At 45.5% G+C, this 19,047-nt stretch carries 18 protein-coding genes; 7 read left to right on the top strand and 11 right to left on the bottom strand.

Features of this window, described 5'->3' with window-relative positions; genetic code table 11:
• Positions 1-292 precede the first annotated feature (292 nt).
• Positions 293-886: a TetR/AcrR family transcriptional regulator gene (locus EL162_RS06220; RefSeq protein WP_126330858.1), complete on the top strand. Its 594-nt coding sequence runs from the start codon at positions 293-295 to the stop codon at positions 884-886.
• A 34-nt stretch (positions 887-920) separates the two neighbouring features.
• Here EL162_RS06220 and EL162_RS06215 read toward each other — a convergent pair whose 3' ends face one another.
• The 3 genes from EL162_RS06215 to EL162_RS06205 form a co-directional block, all read right to left on the bottom strand.
• Positions 921-1,472 (bottom strand): hypothetical protein, encoded by a 552-nt coding sequence (locus tag EL162_RS06215; protein WP_126330856.1) that lies wholly within the window; start codon positions 1,470-1,472, stop codon positions 921-923.
• Between the two features lie 65 nt (positions 1,473-1,537).
• Positions 1,538-2,110, bottom strand: a complete 573-nt coding sequence (locus EL162_RS06210; protein WP_126330854.1) for a hypothetical protein — start codon at positions 2,108-2,110, stop codon at positions 1,538-1,540.
• A 172-nt stretch (positions 2,111-2,282) separates the two neighbouring features.
• On the bottom strand, positions 2,283-3,596 hold the full coding sequence (locus EL162_RS06205) for an NCS2 family permease (protein WP_126330852.1): 1,314 nt from the start codon (positions 3,594-3,596) through the stop codon (positions 2,283-2,285).
• A gap of 244 nt (positions 3,597-3,840) precedes the next feature.
• Here EL162_RS06205 and EL162_RS06200 point away from each other — a divergent pair, with 244 nt between their 5' ends.
• Together EL162_RS06200 and EL162_RS06195 are read left to right on the top strand one after the other, a co-directional pair.
• Entirely contained in the window at positions 3,841-4,329 is a 489-nt protein-coding gene (locus EL162_RS06200) for a peroxiredoxin (RefSeq protein ID WP_126330850.1), read from the top strand.
• A gap of 6 nt (positions 4,330-4,335) precedes the next feature.
• Positions 4,336-5,511 carry a glycosyltransferase gene (locus EL162_RS06195; RefSeq protein WP_126331692.1) on the top strand — a complete coding sequence of 392 codons (1,176 nt, stop codon included), beginning with the start codon at positions 4,336-4,338 and terminating at the stop codon, positions 5,509-5,511.
• A 252-nt stretch (positions 5,512-5,763) separates the two neighbouring features.
• Here the strand turns inward: EL162_RS06195 and EL162_RS06190 are convergent, their stop codons facing one another.
• The 3 genes from EL162_RS06190 to fumC all read right to left on the bottom strand — a co-directional run bounded on the left by EL162_RS06190 (position 5,764) and on the right by fumC (position 10,741).
• Entirely contained in the window at positions 5,764-7,476 is a 1,713-nt protein-coding gene (locus EL162_RS06190; RefSeq protein WP_126330848.1) for an amino acid ABC transporter ATP-binding/permease protein, read from the bottom strand.
• 9 nt (positions 7,477-7,485) lie between these two features.
• Positions 7,486-9,255 carry a thiol reductant ABC exporter subunit CydD gene (gene cydD, locus EL162_RS06185; protein ID WP_126330846.1) on the bottom strand — a complete coding sequence of 590 codons (1,770 nt, stop codon included), beginning with the start codon at positions 9,253-9,255 and terminating at the stop codon, positions 7,486-7,488.
• Between the two features lie 97 nt (positions 9,256-9,352).
• A complete protein-coding gene (gene fumC, locus EL162_RS06180) occupies positions 9,353-10,741 on the bottom strand; it encodes a class II fumarate hydratase (RefSeq protein WP_126330844.1) in 1,389 nt (462 codons plus the stop codon).
• A gap of 143 nt (positions 10,742-10,884) precedes the next feature.
• On the opposite strand from fumC, the gene EL162_RS06175 reads away from it, so the two are divergent.
• Positions 10,885-11,472, top strand: coding sequence for a 5-formyltetrahydrofolate cyclo-ligase (locus EL162_RS06175; RefSeq protein ID WP_126330842.1), 588 nt, complete (start codon positions 10,885-10,887; stop codon positions 11,470-11,472).
• 220 nt (positions 11,473-11,692) lie between these two features.
• On the opposite strand, the gene EL162_RS06170 is transcribed toward EL162_RS06175, so the two are convergent.
• The 5 genes from EL162_RS06170 to EL162_RS06150 all read right to left on the bottom strand — a co-directional run bounded on the left by EL162_RS06170 (position 11,693) and on the right by EL162_RS06150 (position 14,816).
• Positions 11,693-12,328: a hypothetical protein gene (locus EL162_RS06170; protein ID WP_227543386.1), complete on the bottom strand. Its 636-nt coding sequence runs from the start codon at positions 12,326-12,328 to the stop codon at positions 11,693-11,695.
• A 186-nt stretch (positions 12,329-12,514) separates the two neighbouring features.
• The gene (locus EL162_RS06165) at positions 12,515-12,817 is read right to left on the bottom strand and encodes a hypothetical protein (RefSeq protein WP_076555760.1); all 303 of its coding nucleotides are present in this window, start codon (positions 12,815-12,817) and stop codon (positions 12,515-12,517) included.
• The gene (locus EL162_RS06160; protein ID WP_126330840.1) at positions 12,817-13,158 is read right to left on the bottom strand and encodes a hypothetical protein; all 342 of its coding nucleotides are present in this window, start codon (positions 13,156-13,158) and stop codon (positions 12,817-12,819) included. The genes EL162_RS06165 and EL162_RS06160 overlap by 1 nt, the downstream gene beginning before the upstream one ends.
• A 10-nt stretch (positions 13,159-13,168) precedes the next feature.
• Positions 13,169-13,849, bottom strand: a complete 681-nt coding sequence (rpe, locus tag EL162_RS06155) for a ribulose-phosphate 3-epimerase (RefSeq protein ID WP_076555761.1) — start codon at positions 13,847-13,849, stop codon at positions 13,169-13,171.
• A 145-nt stretch (positions 13,850-13,994) separates the two neighbouring features.
• Positions 13,995-14,816, bottom strand: a complete 822-nt coding sequence (locus tag EL162_RS06150; protein ID WP_126330838.1) for an enoyl-ACP reductase FabI — start codon at positions 14,814-14,816, stop codon at positions 13,995-13,997.
• 257 nt (positions 14,817-15,073) lie between these two features.
• Here EL162_RS06150 and folE point away from each other — a divergent pair, with 257 nt between their 5' ends.
• The 3 genes from folE to EL162_RS06135 all read left to right on the top strand — a co-directional run bounded on the left by folE (position 15,074) and on the right by EL162_RS06135 (position 18,966).
• A complete protein-coding gene (folE, locus tag EL162_RS06145) occupies positions 15,074-15,679 on the top strand; it encodes a GTP cyclohydrolase I FolE (RefSeq protein ID WP_126330836.1) in 606 nt (201 codons plus the stop codon).
• A gap of 73 nt (positions 15,680-15,752) precedes the next feature.
• Positions 15,753-17,378 carry a phospholipase D family protein gene (locus tag EL162_RS06140; RefSeq protein ID WP_126330834.1) on the top strand — a complete coding sequence of 542 codons (1,626 nt, stop codon included), beginning with the start codon at positions 15,753-15,755 and terminating at the stop codon, positions 17,376-17,378.
• A 187-nt stretch (positions 17,379-17,565) separates the two neighbouring features.
• On the top strand, positions 17,566-18,966 hold the full coding sequence (locus EL162_RS06135) for an MFS transporter (RefSeq protein WP_126330832.1): 1,401 nt from the start codon (positions 17,566-17,568) through the stop codon (positions 18,964-18,966).
• Positions 18,967-19,047: the final 81 nt, after the last annotated feature.

The raw sequence follows: 19,047 nt of genomic DNA, 5'->3' as shown, positions 1-19,047 counted from the left end.
TTGTACCACAATTTTTCAAAACTGACAGCTAACTGCCAGATGCTTTGTTGTGATATTTTGCCCAAATTATCAAATACGCTTGCCAAGTGCTGACAAATTTTATAAAATACCGACCAGTTGGTTTTATTTGCAATTCTGTCAATGATGATGGTAATTTTTATGCTTATTTATTTTTATATATTAATAAATAGTTAATTTATATAAATAATAAAACCGCCATCGTGATTGATAAAATAAACCTACAATTTATCACAATCAGCAACACGCCACCAAACAGTTTAAGGGTGAGATGATGACCGACTTATTGTCATTTGACACAGACACAACGCCAAACAACCCCCAGCCCCAAACAAACAAACGCAAAAATAATCCAGAACAGCTGCGACACGCATTGATTATGGCTGCCAAAAATTTGATGGTGCAAGAAGGCATTGGCAATCTGTCAATGCAAAAAGTCGCCGACTTGGCAGGGGTGAGTAAAGGCGGATTATTTCATCATTTTAAGAACAAAGATGACTTACTAATTGCAGTAATTGAGCTTTTTATCGCCCAGCTAAACACCGCCATCATGGCAAAAATCAATGACAATGATGCCAGCAGTGGTAAATTCACCAAAGCCTATCTGCAAGTTGCGTTCACCGATGAGACAATCGGCATTGGCAGCGACTGGTCAGGTCTGATTCGTGCCATCAGTGCTGACGCTCTACTACAGACAAAGTGGCAGGCATGGTTATCGCAAAAACAGCGACAGTTTGCCGCAACAGATGGTGAACCAAGGCATATCGCCATTGGCTACGCCATTGACGGTGCTTGGCTTGACAACAACAAAGCCCACGACAAACAGCACCTTATTGCCATCTATCATGAGCTACTTGGGCTACTCTAACCAAGTCCACACCAGTCGCCACGCCCAGCAAAGCCTAGCCAGACAGCGGCACGGTACACAGCACAACCAGCTCGCCTGACTGATTTATCTGCACGCTGGCAACATCGGCATCAATCGACTGATTCGTCATGGTATCTTGGGCAAAAGCGTGGTAAATTCGCTGTTTGGCTGGCTCATCTATCTTGCCAAAATTTAGCCGATAGTGTCTGATTAAGTTATTGTTATAAAACGCAAAACTCTTGATTTTGACATTGGCAAAAGTGGCATTTTTTAGCGGAATGACCACAAAACCATGCCTATCTTTAATCGTGCCATCATACACCACAGATTCACGATAGGCGGGCAATAAATCTCGGCGGTAGGCTCGTGGCAGGTGGCGATACACGCCATTTTTGGCAGATTTTGCCACCGATGTGGTAACAAAGCGACCTGCTGTGGCGGATTTTTCGATGGCTGTCTGTACCTTATGTGGCGTCAAGCAATCACGCTGCCACTGACTAAATACAGGCGTCCAATCAGCAGCTTGTGCGACATTACTGGCTACCACCAAGATGGCAGTCGATAGTAATTTATTGACTTTATTCATGCTTTTCCTAATTTTTATAAGATGCTTTCGTGGCTATAATACCATTCATTGCTAGATGTAAAATATCAGTCAGTTGACCATCTCCAGCACTGAAGGATTGTTTCATCCTTGTCATTGGTATACAAGTACAATTTCCCTACATCATCTCCAAAATCCTGCGACAGCCCTCCTGTACCAGTATAGAAGTCAGCTAGCAATCCCTCCCAAGCAACTGTACCACCAAAAGCTCGTAAAATCTTAACGACATTCAATCTATCAATTCGTCCAAAATTCAGCCCCCTGTAAAAAAATCCAACACTAGCATCCGCTAAAAATGTATAACTCTTGATTGGCAAGCCAACAAAAGTTGCATTTCGCATTGGAATAATGAAATAATCCAAAACCTCCTCATGGGTAGAAGCAATATAAGCAGGCAATAAATCATCACGATAGGGTTGTGGAACACCTTGATAATTGCCAATTTGGGCAACAGACTGGATGTTGTATAATACTTTTTCTCGCCATTTAAAATCTTCACTCCAAGGTGCTGGACAGCCACTATTCCACTGACTAAATACAGGCGTCCAGTCTGCCGCCTGTGCAACATTGCTGACTACCGCCAAGATAACAGCAGATAGTAATTTATTGAATTTATTCATATTTTTCTCCTTTATCATGATAAGTGCAGTGTGCAATTTCACCCACAACCACCAAACCAACATCACAAGCACCATCTATAAAATCTTAATAAATTAACACACCAAGCATTGCTGATAATAACAAAAACCCTACTGTTATGCAACAATAGGGTCTTAACTTGCAAGGCATCACTTATATCGCATAGCCAAGTGCATAAAATGCCACCAGCACCAGTGCAATCAATACCGTGCCGATATTAAGTTTGCCAAACTCGCCTGCCACCACACGACCAACGACCAGCGAGGCAAAGCCCAGCATAATGCCTGTAACGATATTTGCCGTCAGCACAATAAATACCGCACAAATCAAACCACTCATCGCACCGACAAAATCGTCAAAATCAAGCCTAGCGACATTGCTAAGCATCAATAAGCCCACATACATCAAGGCAGGTGCAGTGGCATAGCTTGGCACCAAAAAAGCCAGCGGCTGAAAAAACACCATCAACAGAAACAACACACCAACCACAACTGCTGTCAAGCCCGTCTTGCCACCAACTGCCGTACCAGCGGCCGATTCAATATACACCGCCGCCGGTGCTGTGCCAAAGATTCCCGAAAACACACTGGAAAGCGAGTCTGAAGTCAAAGCACGGCCACCGCCGATGATTTGACCGTCCTTATCAAGCAGCTCAGCCTGCCCTGCCACCGCTCGAATTGTCCCTGTGGCATCAAAAATTGCCGTCATAACCAAAGCAAACACCACAGGCAGGATTGCTGCATTTAACGCTCCGACAATGTCCAATTGCAAAAACAGCGAATTCTCACCAAAACTTGGCATTTTTAACAGCGTACCATCTGATTTTACCGCAGGGTCTATCACCAGACCAATCAGTGTGATGGCGATAATCACCCACAAAATACTGCCCTTGATACGCAATTTTTCAAGCCCGATAATCACCGCCAGTCCAAGCAGCGACAACAGCACGGGCAAAGAGACAAACTCACCCATCATCACAGGCAGACCTGCGTCATTTTTTACCACCAGCCCCACGCCATTGGCAGCAATCAATAGCAAAAACAGCCCAATGCCAATGCCAGCACCGTGTGCGATGCTTGATGGCAAATTTCGCAAAATCCACGCACGCACCCCTGTGATGGAAATCACACTAAAGACCACCCCCATCAAAAAAATCGCCCCCAATGCCACAGGCACGCTCACGCCCTGCCCCAGCACCAAGCTAAACGCCGTGAACGCCGTCAGCGAAATCGCACAGCCAATCGCCATCGGTACATTTGCCCACAGCCCAATCAAAATCGAGCCAAGACCTGACACCAAGCAAGTCGCCACAAATACCGACTCTGCATCAAACCCTGCCTGCGATAGCATATTTGGCACAACAATCACCGAATACACCATCGCCAAAAAAGTCGTCAAGCCTGCAATTAGCTCTTGGCGAGGATTCGACCCTCTTTCATGAAGTTTAAAATAAGAATACAAAGACATAAAATACCCAAATTACCAACCGCAGTCAGCGTATCATGTTAGCAAAACAGCCGAATCAACATGGTCAAACGGCCAGAAAATGGCTAATTTTAACGCAAAGCAGACAATTAAGCCAAACAAAAATTTGCACATGGGTAAAATTTTGCCAATTTTGTGCAAGAATTCAGCAAAAATTGCCATTTGGGGTGATTTTTCTGTATTTTTTGGTAAAATAGCCACAGATCACAACGATAGGAATTTCTCCATGTCAAAAAACAGCAACGAAGCGATTGCATTGCCAGATTTTGCAGTAGATTTGGTACAAGCCGATGGTACAACCAGCCAAATCCGCCTAAGCGACACCGCCAATCATGGCTTGATTTTGTACTTTTATCCAAAAGACAATACGCAAGGGTGCAGCGTGCAGGCGGTGGATTTTAGCCAGTCGCTTGATGACTTTACCGCTTTGGGTTATCGCATTATCGGCGTATCACGAGATGGCGTCAAATCACACCAAAATTTCATCAACAAAAAACAGCTAAGCATCGACCTTATCAGCGATACAGAAGAAAAATTATGCCATCACTACGATGTCATCAAAGAAAAAATGATGTATGGCAAGGTGTATTTGGGCGTGGTGCGTTCAACTTTTGTTTATGACAATACTGGCAAAATGATTGGCAGTTTTCGTAATGTTAAGGCAAAAGATCATGCCGAATTTTTGTTAGATTTTCTAAAAAATCAAGCCGTCTAATTGACAATGAAAGTCCTGCAATTATCCTCATCGCTCAAGCATGATGAAGCCGAGCGAGGCATTTATGCAATCTCGCACGCTCTTATCAAGTCCTCAGATGAGTCGATTATCATTGGCTGTGCTGACGAAGATAGCGATCTGGTGGTGCGGCTGACACGAGACGGTGCTATTTATCATCGCCTGCCCATGCCAAAAAAAAGCTGGTGGGCTTTGGTGCATATTTTCTCACTCAGACAAATCATCAAACAGCACAAACCCGATGTAATCCATGTTCATTCACGCACCCCTGCTTGGGTGCTGCACTGGGCATTGCGTCCTTATCCTGCCGCCAACAGACCAAAGATTGTCGCCAGTTTGTACGGTTTTTATCCGCTCAATTCTTATTCAAAAGCCCTATTTGATGCCGATGTTCTTATCGCTGCCTCAAGCAGTATCAAAAAGCATTTTGATAAGATTTTTGCAAAAATAAAATCAGAAAAACCGCACAAACTCCCCCAATTAGAATGTGTATCTCGTGGCGTTGATATTCGCAAATATCCCTACCGCCACCATTCATCGGTGCATTGGCTACAGCAAACCTTTGCTCAATTCGCTGAGCTTGAGCATAAAAAATGGCTGGTTTTTCCTACGCCCATTGGTGCAGAATATGGTCAAGAATGGCTGATTGATATTTTAGGAAATCTACAAGAAAAATTCCCCAACATTCATGCCATCGTCATGGATGATGATCCCAATAATCGCAGCCATCACTGCGTGGCATATGAAGAATTTATACAACGACTTCATGCATTGGGGCTTAGTCAGCGAGTTACTTTTGTTGGCAAAAATCCACCTGATATGCGTGAATGGCTATCATCGGCAAATCTGGTTTTGGCACTGGCAAACCGCCCAGAGAGCATCGGCATGACCGCCCTGCAGGCAATCCATCTTGGAACGCCAATTATCGGTTGGGCAAAGGGGGCATTTGCTGACATTTTGGGCGATTTGTATCCGCAAGGCTTGATAAAAGAGCAAACTGCTCAAGCTCTGTGCAAGACGGTCAAATTTCTGCTGGCCAACCCAATTCGCCCTGCCATGACGCATGATTATGTTATCGATCAGATGGTTGGGCAGACCATCGCTGTCTATCGCAGACTGCACCAATCAACAAGCGATGCCGCCACACCATGTCAGATTTTTTAGTTTAATTTAATAATATCAGGAATTAATGCTAAAATTGGATTTTACTGTGCCAGCATAACAATTTGCCAAAGTTAAATGTAGTACTTGGCTATGGTGATATTTTTACACAGGTGCGTATAAGAATTGTTAATTAAAATTTATAAGATAATAAATTAAATTTAACCAAAATCACCATTTTATCACAAAATTTCTTTGTAAATCAAACAATTAGCAAATTACAAGCCAATGGCAACGAGGGCAATATCCCACAAATCAATCACCGACCGTCAAAATTGACACATCGCCCATTTGTTGCCATCTTTGGTGTGTGGCAATCAGCAAAAGCCCAATATCGCCTGATTTTTGTGCCAAAAGCAAACTCTCCCAAACCACCTGACGCGTGGCACTATCCAGACCTGCAAACGGCTCATCTAGCAGCAGCACCGCCTTTGGTGCCAAAAGCAAGCGTGCCAATGCAATACGCCGTGCTTGACCGCCAGAGATTGCCATGCCATATTCACCCAGTCGCGTCGCCAATCCCTGTGGCTGGGCGTGCAACCATGGCAACAGTCCGACCTTATCAAGCACTGCATACAGTTCATCATCACTGGCACAAGGCTTGCCCAGTCGCAAATTATCCGCCAGCGTCTGATCAAATATATCCACCGTCTGACCCAAAAATCCCAACTGCCCCCCAAACTCAACCGACTGCCAATCACTCTTGCCCAGCTCGCCCTGAAATATCATCTCGCCTGCAATCAGTGGATATTCACCCGCCAATGTCTGCAACAAGGTTGATTTGCCAGCACCTGAGGCACCGATGACTAGGCATGGTTTATCACAGCCGATGACGGCATTTAGGTTGCTTGTAGCCATGATGGCTTTGGGGGTTTTAACAGTGGCGTTTTTTAGTATCATGGTAGGTCTGGTTATGCCAAGCATTTGCACAGGGGTGCGTGTTGCTTGTGGTTGCTCGACAAGCAACTGATTTAGATTATCCCTTGCCATTTGACTGCGACCCAAAGCCAGTGGCTCTGCGACCAAGTTTTGGATAAATTCCGCCAAACCAAAAAAACCAAGCAATATCGCCAATGCAATCGCTGGGCTGAATTTGCCATAATCATTGAGCGTATCCAGTGCAAACGGCACCGCAGGCATGGTGAATAATTGCTGACCAAGCCCCCACAAAAGCAATAGCACAGCCACCATCATGTATAGCCCAATTAATAGCATACTGAGACGGCGTAACTTGTGCGTCTTTAGCATTAAGGCAGCATAATCATCGTCCAGCTGCTGTATGTGTGCAATTTGATCGTCCCATTTTTGCCAAATCAATAACGAGGTCAGTGCTGGCAAGGTATCAAGCAGTTTGGTTTTGCGTTGTTCTGATAGATGGTTTTCTTGGCGTGCCAAAGCCATGCTAAGTTTAATTGCAACCACAGCCACCAGCATTGATACCACAATCACCAAAAGCACCCACCACAGCGTGGGCAAAAACCACCACACTACCACCGCCACCATTGCCACCGCACCGATAGTCATCACCCATGGGCTGATAAACTTTAGAATAAATTCATTTAAAATATCAATATCTTTAACCAATCGGTGCATTTTTTGGCTACTGGAATGCCCCTGTAGGCTACGCAAAGACAAAGGAAGGTTTGCCCAAGTGCGAAAGAACTTCATACGCAGCGACTTTAACAGACCAAAAACTGCATGGTGAGCAACCATCAAATCACCATAGCGAGACAGTGTACGAATGATGGCAAACATACGAATGATGGCAGCTGGCATCATATAATTAAACGCATGATTGCCGACCAACAACAGCCCCGATACTGCCGACATAGTAACAAACCAGCCAGAGACCATCGACAGCCCCAACACAGACCATACGGTAAGTAGTCCAAGTAGCCACGATACAGCCCACATCCAGCATTGATCAGCGATGAGTGTGCGTAATAAAAATGGTGGTCGTTTTTTCATATAACACCCCTACAGCCGACAAACCGCATCAAAAGCGGCTGTTGTTTGCTCATGGCTGATCCAAATTACCGTTTTATTTGTAGCTAAGCGGTGCAATAATGCACAAATCTCTTGTGAAGTTGCTAAGTCCAAATGCTCTGTTGGCTCATCAAGCAGCCAGATTTTGGTATCTTGGAGCAACAACTGGGCAATGGCAAGCCGATGTGCCTGACCGCCAGACAGACCACCGCCACGCTCTGATAATTGCGTTGCCAAGCCATCAGGCAGCTTATCAATCAGCGACCACAGGCCGACGGCTTTTAGCACTGTGATAAGCTCAGCATCGGTTGCGTTTTGCTTGGCTAGGCGTAGATTGTCAGCAATGCTAATGGGCAGCAAGGCAGGCGTTTGGGCAAGATAGCCAAATTGATGACGCAAATATGCCAAATCCAGCTGATGATAAGCATAACTTTGGTGTTCATCATAAATCTCAATATCGCCCGTATGTTGCCCAAAGCCAAGCAGAATCTGCAACAAACTGGACTTGCCAGCACCACTTTCGCCTTGCAATAAAGTCGTCTTGCCTGCTATAAATTCCAGTGTTGTTGGCGATAGGCGAATGCGACCATCATCACCAAATGCTGCCACTTTTGTCAAGCGAAAGCCTGCCGCACCCACCAAGTCCACCTGCTGCTTACCTGCTTGTACACTTTGAAAATTCATCATGTCCATCATCGCTTTGGCCGCCGCCATCGCCTGCCCCTTGACATGATACTCCGCACCCAATCGGCGAAGCGGTGCATAAAATTCTGGTACCAACAGCAAAATCAGCAATGCCGTGCTATAGCTGGTTATCAGCACATTTGGTTGCCAAGGCAAAATACCAATCAAGCCAAAACCCAAATACACCGCCACCAATGCTATCGACAAGGCGGACAAAAACTCAAGCACGGCACTGTTTAAAAAAGCAATTTTTAGCACCGACATGGTTTTTTTACGATAAGTTTCGGCACTGTTATCAATATCTGCCACGGCAATATCCACCGCAGACAAGCGAGACAGCGTATTCACCCCACGAATCCAATCTAAGAACCTGCCACCAAGCTGTGCCATTGCGTCCATCTGCTCACGGCTCTTACGCGAGGTTGCCGTGCCAATAATCACCATAAAAATCGGCACAAGCGGTGCGGTTGCCAGCAAAATCATCGCAGCCATTGGGCTAAAAAATGCAATAAAAATCGCCAACAAAATCGGGGTGCTGACCGCAGTGTTTTTTTGCACCGCAAAGCGTGCATAGCCAAACAAATGCTCAGGCTCATCGATGATTTTATTGGCAATGACGCCATCAGAACCAAAAAATCGTCTCGCCACCCCCATATCACCAAGCCGATTGAGCAAATCGGCACGCACCTGAGTTACCACCTGCATACCTGCCTGAGTCAATATCACATCACGCAGATAGCCCACTGCCACTTTAAGCAGCATTGCCAATGCCAGCACTGCCACGCACAGCCAAGTCGGCATCCAAACAGCAGCCTCTTGCCACTGCAAAGATGCCGATGGGATAAACGCAGCCAGCCACCTGTCAAAAATCAACGACAAAACCCACGCCTGCACCATCAATAAAACAACAGAGGCGACATCACACAGCCACGCAAGGTGCAACGAGCGTTTGACAGGCCCAAAGGCGGATTTTAAAAAATTATTGGCAGCAATATCAGCCTGAGAGCGGCCTCGTCGCTTTGTTTTTGAGGTTGCAGCTTTGTTGGCAACTTGTGCGGTGGTATCTGATGGGGACATAGGTTGATAATTTTTGAGGATAATATGCTATTATCGCCAAATTGTGGCTTTTTTTCAACCGAAAACACCGCCAAATTTGGCGGTGCTAACAAGAGAGCTAGTTTGGAGCAATCATTTGTTCAGGTTTGACAATCTCATCAAATTGCTGCTCGGTCAATAAACCAAGCTGAGCAGCAGTTTGTTTTAGCGATTGGTTGTTCTGATAGGCAGTTTTGGCAACTTTTGCTGCATTTTCATAACCAATATGGCGATTTAATGCAGTAACCAACATCAAAGAATGCTGAAGATAGTAGTTAATCTTTTCATGATTTGGCAAGATGCCCACCGCACAATGCTCATCAAAGCTCGCCACCGCATCGGCAAGCAGACGGATTGATTGTAACAAATTATAGCCAATCACAGGCATATAGACATTTAGCTCAAAGTTGCCTGACGCACCCGACAGTGCTATCGTGGTATCATTGCCAATTACCTGTGCAACCACCATGGTCATCGCCTCGCACTGGGTTGGATTAACCTTGCCAGGCATAATAGACGAACCCGGCTCATTTTCGGGAATATACAGCTCGCCCAAGCCACAACGAGGGCCAGACGCCAGCCAGCGAATGTCATTGGCAATTTTATTTAGGCTAACTGCCAGCGTCTTTAATGCCCCAGAGGCAAAAACTTCGGCATCTCGTGCTGCCAATGCCTCAAATTTATTGGGTGCAGTAACAAAGTCAAAGCCTGTCAAATCCGCCAATGTAGAGGCGGCAGTCTTGGCATAATCTGGGTGGCTATTTAGCCCTGTGCCGACAGCCGTACCACCCAAAGGCAATTGATACAAGCCCTCCAGTGCTTGCTCAATACGCTTCCGTGCATAATCCAGCTGAGACACATAGCCGCTAAATTCCTGCCCCAGCGTCAAAGGTGTTGCATCTTGCAGGTGCGTGCGTCCGATTTTGATAATATCAGCAAACTCATCGCTTTTTTGCTGCAAAGTATCTTTAAGCCGACTGACAGCTGGCAGCAGTTTTTGCTTAATCTCACAAACAGCAGCAACACGAATGGCGGTTGGGAAGCTGTCATTGGTTGATTGTGCATGATTGACATGATCATTGGGGTGAATCGGCTGATAGCTACCTTTGGGCGAACCTGCCAGCTCATTGGCACGATTGGCGATAACTTCGTTGATATTCATGTTTGACTGCGTGCCTGAACCTGTCTGCCATACCACCAGCGGAAACTGCCCCTGTAACTTGCCTGCAAGTATCTCATCACAGGCTTGCACAATCAGCTCCGCTTTGTCTTTGGGCAAGCGACCCAATTGAGCATTGCTAAGTGCGGCAGCTTTTTTGACCAATGCCATTGCAGTAATCAATGGAGCAGGCAGAGTCTCGCCACCAATCTTAAAGTTCTGGCGACTGCGTTCTGTTTGTGCTCCCCAGTACGCTTCGGCAGGTACGGCAATCTCACCCATGGTGTCTCGTTCTATGCGTGTTGTCATAACGACCCCTTTATTAAGTTAATTTTTATCACAATCATGACATTATGGTTGGTAAAATAGCAAATTTATGATAGGCTAATCACAGTCAGCATAACACAATGCACAATCAATTTCAATAGTTAATAATAATCATTATCATAAATATGACGCAATCAGCCCCCTTGCTTCTGGCCGCCGATTACCGCAAATTCATGCGACAAAAACGGCGATTGTTGGACGCTGCCACAAGGCAACACTGTGCCTCTTTGGCGAGTCGTTTTTTGCCCAAGCTATTTTCTGTACTGCCAAATAATGCCAACATTGCTTTTTATTTGGACAGTTTTGGCGAGATGCCCACCGAGCCATTGGCAAAGTTTTGCCAACGCTATGGCCATCAGGGCTTTTTGCCCATCACACGGCACGGCGAGCCACTTCGCTTTGCTCCCATTTATCAACCACTGGCAAAAACACCGCTAAGACGGCACCATCTGGGTATGGCAGAACCCACCACCCACAAGATTGATGCCAGACGAATGCACGCCATCATTTGCCCTGCTGTCGCCATTGACAAGACAGGCCTGCGGCTGGGCATGGGTGGTGGATATTATGACCGCACTTTTGCCCATGCACCCAATTGCCTAAAAATCGCTTGGTGCTATGACTTTCAGCTGGTGGATAGCCTACCCAGACAAGCATGGGACAAAAGCATGGATATTATCATTACCGAGCGAAGGTTTATTCGTATTAATTAATAAAATTACCATGTATATTTAATAAAAATACAATATTTATTAAAATAATACACCAAACCTACCTTGACACTCCAGTGCCGATAACCTTACCATAGCATATGTATCAATCTCTCCATAACGGTTATTTTGGTCAAATCTTCCCATATCGATTACAATCAAAAAACCCTTGATGCAATCAATCACATCAAGGGCAAATCCAAATCTTCTATAGCAAATACTCTTAGCTATAATGCACTGGCTCTTCATCATAAATATGTGCGTGCCAAAAATTCGCCTGACGCTGCACCACACTACTAATGGCAGCATGAATCATCGCCTGAGCGACCAAATGTACATCACCCCCCAGCATATCTTTGACCTGTTCAGAAAATTCAATGCTTACCAATGGGTCGCTTTTGCCCACCTCTCGCAAAATCATCGCACCTGACTCTTCTTCCATAAACTCAAGCAATGCCTCTTGCTGAAACTCACCAAAAACTGGTTTGGATTTGGCAGTATCTTTGGTCGCCTCCATGTCCTCTTGTGTATCGCTCTTGGGCTTGTCTTGCTTGTTTGTCATCTGCTGCAATCTCTCCTTTAGCTCTCGATACGATTTCATCAGGCGATTTGCCTTTGGATTGGCCTGTATTTGAGCATGTCTTAGATTGGCAGCCTTATCCCACAGTGCCTTCATGACATCATTGCGACTGTTGTCAATTTCTTTGGACATCAGCTCTAGCACAAGCTCAAACGCCCTGTCAAGATCCAGCTCAAGCTGCTCAAGCTGCTCTAAAAATGCCAAACACTCATCACTGCTCATCTCTTGCCAATTTTCAACAGCATCGCTAATGGTCGAAGAAGTCAAATCCGTCATCATAAACCTACTTTTATATTTGAGCAATCAGCTGGCACCTGTGGCATTTTTAACCAATACAAAACAACCACTTGTTCAATGATGGTTGTCTGCCACATGGTGCTTGTGATTTTAAGATTGGGGCAAGCCCATATACGGTCTTTATGGCATTGTTTTATAATTTTTCAAGGTTTGTTTGTCCAAAGAATATCACCGCCAGTATCGCAGCTTGGCAATCATAAATAATAACGCCACAAACATACCCAGATAATAAGCCATCTTTATATCAAAGCTGTCATCACGCCATTTTAACGGTGCGGCAACCAAGGCGGTACAAGCAGGGATAATAATCAGACAGATGAGCCAATTCTCAAAAGTATGCAGCCAGCCCTCCCAGCCACCATAACGCAGTCCTGCCAAGCCAATCAGCAAGCAAGCGACCACAAGCAACAAAATTAAGCCCTTGGGAATGCCATCAGGGGTGATGGCATCAGGAATTAGTTTATCCAGCATCAGCTATATACCCCCATGATGGACAATAACGCAACCGTGGATAATAACCAGCCCAAAGTCCATGCGTTGCGTGGGTGAATGTGTGCCTTGCCCAGCTTATTTAGCCCAATGCTACCAAGCCAAACCATCATCGGCAATACCACGACAAATGCAGGCACAATCACAGCAGCCTGTCTAAATACCTGCTCTGGCGGATCGCCAAACATCAACCGAAAGCCAAATCCTGCCGCACTCAAGACAATCGTCGCAAGGCACAAACCAACACTAAACACCATCGGCACAACACCAATAGCTCCCCCTTGCTTGGCTGGCGGATTTGTTCGCTGAGTATCATGATTCATAGCAATCCCCTTATTTGCTGGCAAATGCAGCAAGTCTGTTACGCATCGCATCAATCACAGCACGATAATCGGGCTGATTAAAAATCGCTGAACCTGCCACAAACATATCCGCCCCCGCTTCGGCAATGGCGGCAATATTATCCACATTAACCCCACCATCAATCTCCAAGCGGATATCTCTGCCACTGTCATTGATACGCTGACGCACCGCACGCAGCTTTGGCAAGGTGCTTTCGATGAATTTTTGACCGCCAAACCCTGGGTTTACGCTCATGATCAAAATCTGATCAATTTTATCAATGGTATGATCCAAATAATGCAGCGGTGTTGCAGGGTTAAACACCAAGCCACATTTGGCACCGCCATCTTTTATCAATTGCAAGCTGCGATCAATGTGCTGTGTTGCCTCAGGGTGAAAAGTAATGATATCCGCCCCCGCCTGAATAAAACTCTCAATCATGCCATCAACAGGCGAAACCATCAAATGCACATCAATCGGTGCTGTGATGCCGTAGTTTTTTAGTGCTTGGCAAACCATCGGGCCAAAACTTAAGTTTGGCACATAGTGATTATCCATCACATCAAAATGCACCACATCAGCACCAGCATCAAGTACCGCTTGTACCTCTTCGCCCAAGCGTGCAAAATCCGCCGACAAAATAGAAGGAGCAATCAAAAAAGGCTTTGTCATCATCATTTCCAATATTAACACATAATTGCCATTATCATATCAAAAAAGCCAACAAACGAAAAGCAAAAACACGCTTAGTAGCTTCCACAAAAAAAACCAAACCCAGCTTAGCAAGTTTGGTTTTTGTGGTTTATAAAATCACAGCTTATTCTTCGTCTGCTGCCATTGCCATGATTTGCTCGCTGATGGCAACGGTGTTAAACCCTGCATCAACAAACAAAATCTCACCTGTTACACCACTTGCCCATGGCGACAACAAAAACAATGCCGCATTGCCAACTTCTTCTTGGCTGACATTGCGTTGCAGTGGAGCGATTTTTTCGCTGACATCAAGCATACGGCGGAATGACTTGATACCACTGGCTGCCAGCGTACGAATCGGCCCTGCACTGATGGCATTGACACGGATACCCTCACCGCCCAATGACGATGCCAAATAACGCACCGATGCCTCAAGACTTGCCTTTGCCATGCCCATGACATTATAATTTGGCAACACCGAAATACTGCCCTCATAAGTCAAGGTCAATAACGAACCTTGTCTGGCTGCCAGCAGTTCACGACCTGCCTTGGCAAGTGCCACAAAGCTATAGCTTGAAATATCGTGGGCGATTTGACTGCCCTCACGCGTGGTAGCGTTGGTAAAATCGCCGTCCAACTGGTCGGCAGGAGCAAAGCCGATGGCGTGTACGATGCCGTTTAGTCCGCGATTTTCGCCATCGCCCCAGTGCTTAGCAACTTCGGCAAAACACGCATCGATTGAGGCATCAGATGCCACATCGCACTCAATGACAGCAGTTGCGTTAAATGCCTCGGCTGCCATTTCAACTCGTTTTTTGATTTTGTCATTCGGATAAGTCAAAATCAGCTCAGCACCCTCGCGGTGCAAGCTCTCAGCAATTGCCCAAGCGATGGATAATTTACTGGCAATGCCAGTTACCAAAAAACGCTGACCTTTAAGTAGCATAATCTGTCCTTTTGTAAGAAAGTTTTGGGCATTATAACACGGAAAATAAAATTGTGCGACAAAATCTGGTACAAATGTAAACCCAGTCAAATATTTGGCATGGCAAACAACAGCAAAGCCTGCCTGATTGCCACAAACACTGCTAATTTGTCCAAAATCATCGAAAAATCAAATAAATTTGCCGATTTTGCTTTATAAAATCCAAATTTATGCTAAGCTATAGCTTTTTTGTAATTTTATTTTATTTTGTGAAAGCCATGTCAAATTCTGATACTGCAAATTTTATCCCTGATTATAACGCTGTGGCAGAGCATTATGCCCAGATTATCGCCAAGGCAGGCGAAGATCTGACACGCGATGGACTGCTTGATACACCCATGCGTGCTGCCAAAGCATTTGGCTATCTGACACGCGGTTATCATCAAGATTTGGCAACGGTTGCCAATGATGCCATCTTTGATTCGGACAATCCAGAGCTGGTTTTGGTGCAAAATATCGAATTTTATTCATTGTGCGAACATCATCTGTTGCCGTTTTATGGCGTGGCTCATGTTGGCTATTTGCCCAATGGCAAGGTTTTAGGACTGTCCAAAGTTGCACGCATTGTCGATATGTATGCTCGCCGCCTACAAATCCAAGAAAATCTTACCAAGCAAATCGCCACCGCCATCGAATCTTTGACAGGTTGTCGCGGCGTTGCTGTCGTCATGGACGCAAGCCATATGTGCATGATGATGCGTGGCGTTGGCAAACAACAATCAACCACACGCACCACCAGTATGCTTGGTGAATTTGCACAAAACACCCAAGCACGCCAAGAATTTTTGGAGGCTCTGCCACGCCGCAAACCTGCCTTTGGCTAAGACTGGCTTATTGTATTATAATTGTGCCAAATTTGCCGTACGCTGCACGCATTGTATTTTGGGTGGATTAAATATGGTTCATTATCGCCGATTGTTGGCAAATATTGCCACCGTGCTGATTGTTGCCCTATTGGCAGGGTGTGCCAGTCTGCCAAAATCACCACATTTGCCAAAAAGCCAGCTGCTTACCAGCCAAGCCCAAAAGCGGCATCAACTAATCAAGCAAGGCGGTGGCGTGGGCAATTTAATTACCGCCATCAATGAACAAAGCCAATACTATCCCAATTTGTCAGGCTATTATCCGATTGCCACAGGTGCCAATGCCTTTGCCTCTCGCAGCACTTTGACAAATTTATCCAGCCAAACCATCGATGTACAATACTACATTTGGCATAACGATGAGGCAGGCCAGCTCATGCTAAAAGACCTCTGGGAGGCGGCACAGCGAGGGGTGATTATCCGATTGCTGCTTGATGATTTTAATAGCTCAAGCGATCTAGATCAGCTGCTTGTGCGTTTTGCCAAGCACCCAAACATTGCCGTGCGTCTGATGAATCCATTGCCCTATCGCAAACTAAGAAGCATCAACTACCTAGCACACCCTGCCCGCAGCAATAAGCGAATGCACAACAAAAGCATGACTTTTGACAACAAAATCAGTGTCATTGGCGGTCGCAACATTGGCAATGAATATCTCAACAATGCCCCCGAGAATAACTTTGCCGACCTTGATGTCATGCTGGTTGGCGAAGTGGTCGGTCGCATTACCGATAGTTTTGAGAGCTATTGGTCATCGCCACTGTCATTTGATATTGAGACTTTGGTTCGTGATGACCAACAAAGCTTTACGGATATTGTCAAGCCAAGCGTGATTGATGACATTCAGCAATCAAAAACCGTCGCCGAAAGCGAACGCATCTTACGCACTTATCGCCATGCCATGCAAAACTCTACCATTGGACAAAAACTACTGGATAAGCAAGTGCCGTTTTTTTGGACAACGATTGATTTGTTGGCTGACGATGTCAAAAAACTAAGCAATCAGGCAAGTCTTGATGATTTTTTGGTGAGCAAATTACAACGCAGGCTGGGGCAACCAAACAGCCAGCTTAGTATCATTTCCTCGTATTTTGTGCCAACCAAACAAGGCGTTGACACTTTGACCAAACTTGCCAAAATGGGCGTGCAAGTTACGATTTTGACCAATTCGTTTGATGCCACCGATGTTGGTATTGTCCATGCAGGCTATGCTCATTGGCGAAAACAGCTGCTGGCTGCTGGCGTGCGATTGTTTGAAATCAAATCCACCGCCCAAAGTGTCGAAGAAAACGAAAATCGTTTTTGGCGTACACGAGAACAAAGCACCACCAGTCTACACGCCAAAGCATTTGCGGTCGATGATGACAAAGTATTTATCGGCTCATACAATGTCGATCCTCGCTCAGCAAATATCAACACCGAGCTTGGCGTATTAATCCAAGACCCAAAACTTGCCAAGCAACTGCACAACGCCCTATCCAATAACGGCACGCTTGCCAATCAAGCCTATGAATTAAAGCTGTCTGATACAGGTGATATTCAATGGCACACCATCGAAAACGGCAAAGCAGTTATCTATGACAGCGAGCCAAATATGGATCGCAAAGACCGTGTGATTATCAATATCGCAAGCCTATTGCCGATTGATTGGCTATTATAATGTGGCAATATATCAGCTTGGAGTTGATTGTTGCAATATTTACCAATGAATAAGAAATATTGTATAAAAAATGCTGTTTTTTTGTAAACTTTCAGGTACAATAATAACAATTTATCAATTTTACCAACCTCCAAACATTGCACGATGCTTTCTTGTTTTGTAAGCGGTTTGATAATGGAAGAATGCCATGCCAACACAACTGACCCGTCAGCATCTGCAAGCCATCTGCATCACCAGCCTGATTTTGGCTACCGAGTTTTTTAATTTTGCCATTGTATTGTATTTATCAGAGTTGCTACTGCCTGTATTTTTTGGCAATAGCCAAGAGTCGTGGCTGGCGTATGGACAATTATTCGTATTACTTGCAGCAGGATATGTGCTAAGACCACTGGCAGGATTGCTGATTGGGTGTTATGGCGATCATCATGGACGGCAAGCGATACTTAAGCCAAGCCTGCTTGCCTTGATAGCAACTACGGTACTGATGGCTATTTTGCCCACTTATGCCAATATTGGCTGGCTTGCAGCGATACTGTTTGTTGTGGTGCGACTTGCCCAAAGCATCGCCACTGCTGCCATCATGCCTACCGTCTGGGTGTATATCACCGAGCGATTGCCCACACGCAATCTGGGGCTGGGCTGTGGCAGTGTGCTGGCAGGTTGCGTGCTTGCCATGCCGTGCGTCATTATGCTAATCAGCTGGCTTGATAGCACGCTAAGCTATGAGCAGATGTTCAGCTACGGCTGGCGAGTGGCATTGCTGTGCGGTGCCATGGCAAGCCTGCTTGTGCTACCTCTTATCAACCAACTACAAGAAAGCCCCATCTTTGTTGGTAATAAAAATCAGCAACCAAGCACAATCAGCACGGTGCGGTTGTCTGATTTGGCAACCAATCATCACCCTGATGCTCTCACCATCGCCAAATTACCCACAACCAAGCGTATCGGCTGGGCATTTGATACCATCTGCCAAGTTGCCAGTTGGCTATTTCACCAGCTCATTACCAAAACAATGTTTATCGGTCTAATCATTGCCAGCACGCTCACTGCTGCGATTATTAGCCTGCTGATATTCACCCCAACTTTGCTTAGTTCATTAATCGACCTAAGTTTTGGCATCTCCGAAGCACTGCTGTGGCGTGCCAATCTGGTGATTGCCATCAGCATGGCGATGGGTGCTGTTGTCTTTGGACTGTTGGTTGATAGATTTAATGCAGGGGTTGTCTTGATACTGGGCAGTTTATTCTTGGCATTGCAAGCGGTGCTATTATTTAATCACCTGCGTACCGATGGCGATAACCCACTTTGGTATTTTGCCAGTTTTGGGGTGGCGTCAGGCATTATCGGGGCGATGCCTTCGGTCATTGTGCGGTTATTTTCTCGCAAAATTCGCCTAAGTAGCGTTGCAGTTATTCTAAACTTTGCCATCGCCATCATTGCAGGATTTTTGCCCTTTGTTCTTGGCTTGGCAACGGTTTATCTCTCCTTTGCCCCTGTGATATTTATCAGCACCCTATCGCTGCTTGTGATGTTTGTTAGCTTTTATATTTATTATTTGCCACGCAGTGATGAGGATATGTGGCGTTAAATTACCCAAATTTATTGCCACTTGGCGGTTGGTGATTGTGCTAACAAGGCATCAATTCAATCACCAACACCGCTCGGCATC

It is taken from the genome of Moraxella cuniculi, from assembly GCF_900637105.1.
Taxonomy (GTDB): Bacteria; Pseudomonadota; Gammaproteobacteria; order Pseudomonadales; family Moraxellaceae; genus Moraxella; species Moraxella cuniculi.
The sequence above is the reverse complement of the archived record's forward strand: the minus strand, read 5'-3'. Positions and strand labels throughout refer to the sequence as shown.

Excerpts from the sequence above, each read along its gene's own strand:
- EL162_RS06165 (WP_076555760.1), bottom strand. The coding sequence starts at position 12,817 with ATGCTGGATAAACTAATTCCTGATGCCATCACCCCTGATGGCATTCCC.
- cydD (WP_126330846.1), bottom strand. The coding sequence starts at position 9,255 with ATGTCCCCATCAGATACCACCGCACAAGTTGCCAACAAAGCTGCAACC.
- EL162_RS06135 (WP_126330832.1), top strand. The coding sequence starts at position 17,566 with ATGCCAACACAACTGACCCGTCAGCATCTGCAAGCCATCTGCATCACC.
- EL162_RS06205 (WP_126330852.1), bottom strand. The coding sequence starts at position 3,596 with ATGTCTTTGTATTCTTATTTTAAACTTCATGAAAGAGGGTCGAATCCT.
- EL162_RS06170 (WP_227543386.1), bottom strand. The coding sequence starts at position 12,328 with ATGATGACGGATTTGACTTCTTCGACCATTAGCGATGCTGTTGAAAAT.
- rpe (WP_076555761.1), bottom strand. The coding sequence starts at position 13,849 with ATGACAAAGCCTTTTTTGATTGCTCCTTCTATTTTGTCGGCGGATTTT.
- EL162_RS06160 (WP_126330840.1), bottom strand. The coding sequence starts at position 13,158 with ATGAATCATGATACTCAGCGAACAAATCCGCCAGCCAAGCAAGGGGGA.
- EL162_RS06220 (WP_126330858.1), top strand. The coding sequence starts at position 293 with ATGACCGACTTATTGTCATTTGACACAGACACAACGCCAAACAACCCC.
- folE (WP_126330836.1), top strand. The coding sequence starts at position 15,074 with ATGTCAAATTCTGATACTGCAAATTTTATCCCTGATTATAACGCTGTG.
- EL162_RS06190 (WP_126330848.1), bottom strand. The coding sequence starts at position 7,476 with ATGAAAAAACGACCACCATTTTTATTACGCACACTCATCGCTGATCAA.
- EL162_RS06210 (WP_126330854.1), bottom strand. The coding sequence starts at position 2,110 with ATGAATAAATTCAATAAATTACTATCTGCTGTTATCTTGGCGGTAGTC.
- EL162_RS06195 (WP_126331692.1), top strand. The coding sequence starts at position 4,336 with ATGAAAGTCCTGCAATTATCCTCATCGCTCAAGCATGATGAAGCCGAG.
- EL162_RS06215 (WP_126330856.1), bottom strand. The coding sequence starts at position 1,472 with ATGAATAAAGTCAATAAATTACTATCGACTGCCATCTTGGTGGTAGCC.
- fumC (WP_126330844.1), bottom strand. The coding sequence starts at position 10,741 with ATGACAACACGCATAGAACGAGACACCATGGGTGAGATTGCCGTACCT.
- EL162_RS06140 (WP_126330834.1), top strand. The coding sequence starts at position 15,753 with ATGGTTCATTATCGCCGATTGTTGGCAAATATTGCCACCGTGCTGATT.
- EL162_RS06175 (WP_126330842.1), top strand. The coding sequence starts at position 10,885 with ATGACGCAATCAGCCCCCTTGCTTCTGGCCGCCGATTACCGCAAATTC.
- EL162_RS06150 (WP_126330838.1), bottom strand. The coding sequence starts at position 14,816 with ATGCTACTTAAAGGTCAGCGTTTTTTGGTAACTGGCATTGCCAGTAAA.
- EL162_RS06200 (WP_126330850.1), top strand. The coding sequence starts at position 3,841 with ATGTCAAAAAACAGCAACGAAGCGATTGCATTGCCAGATTTTGCAGTA.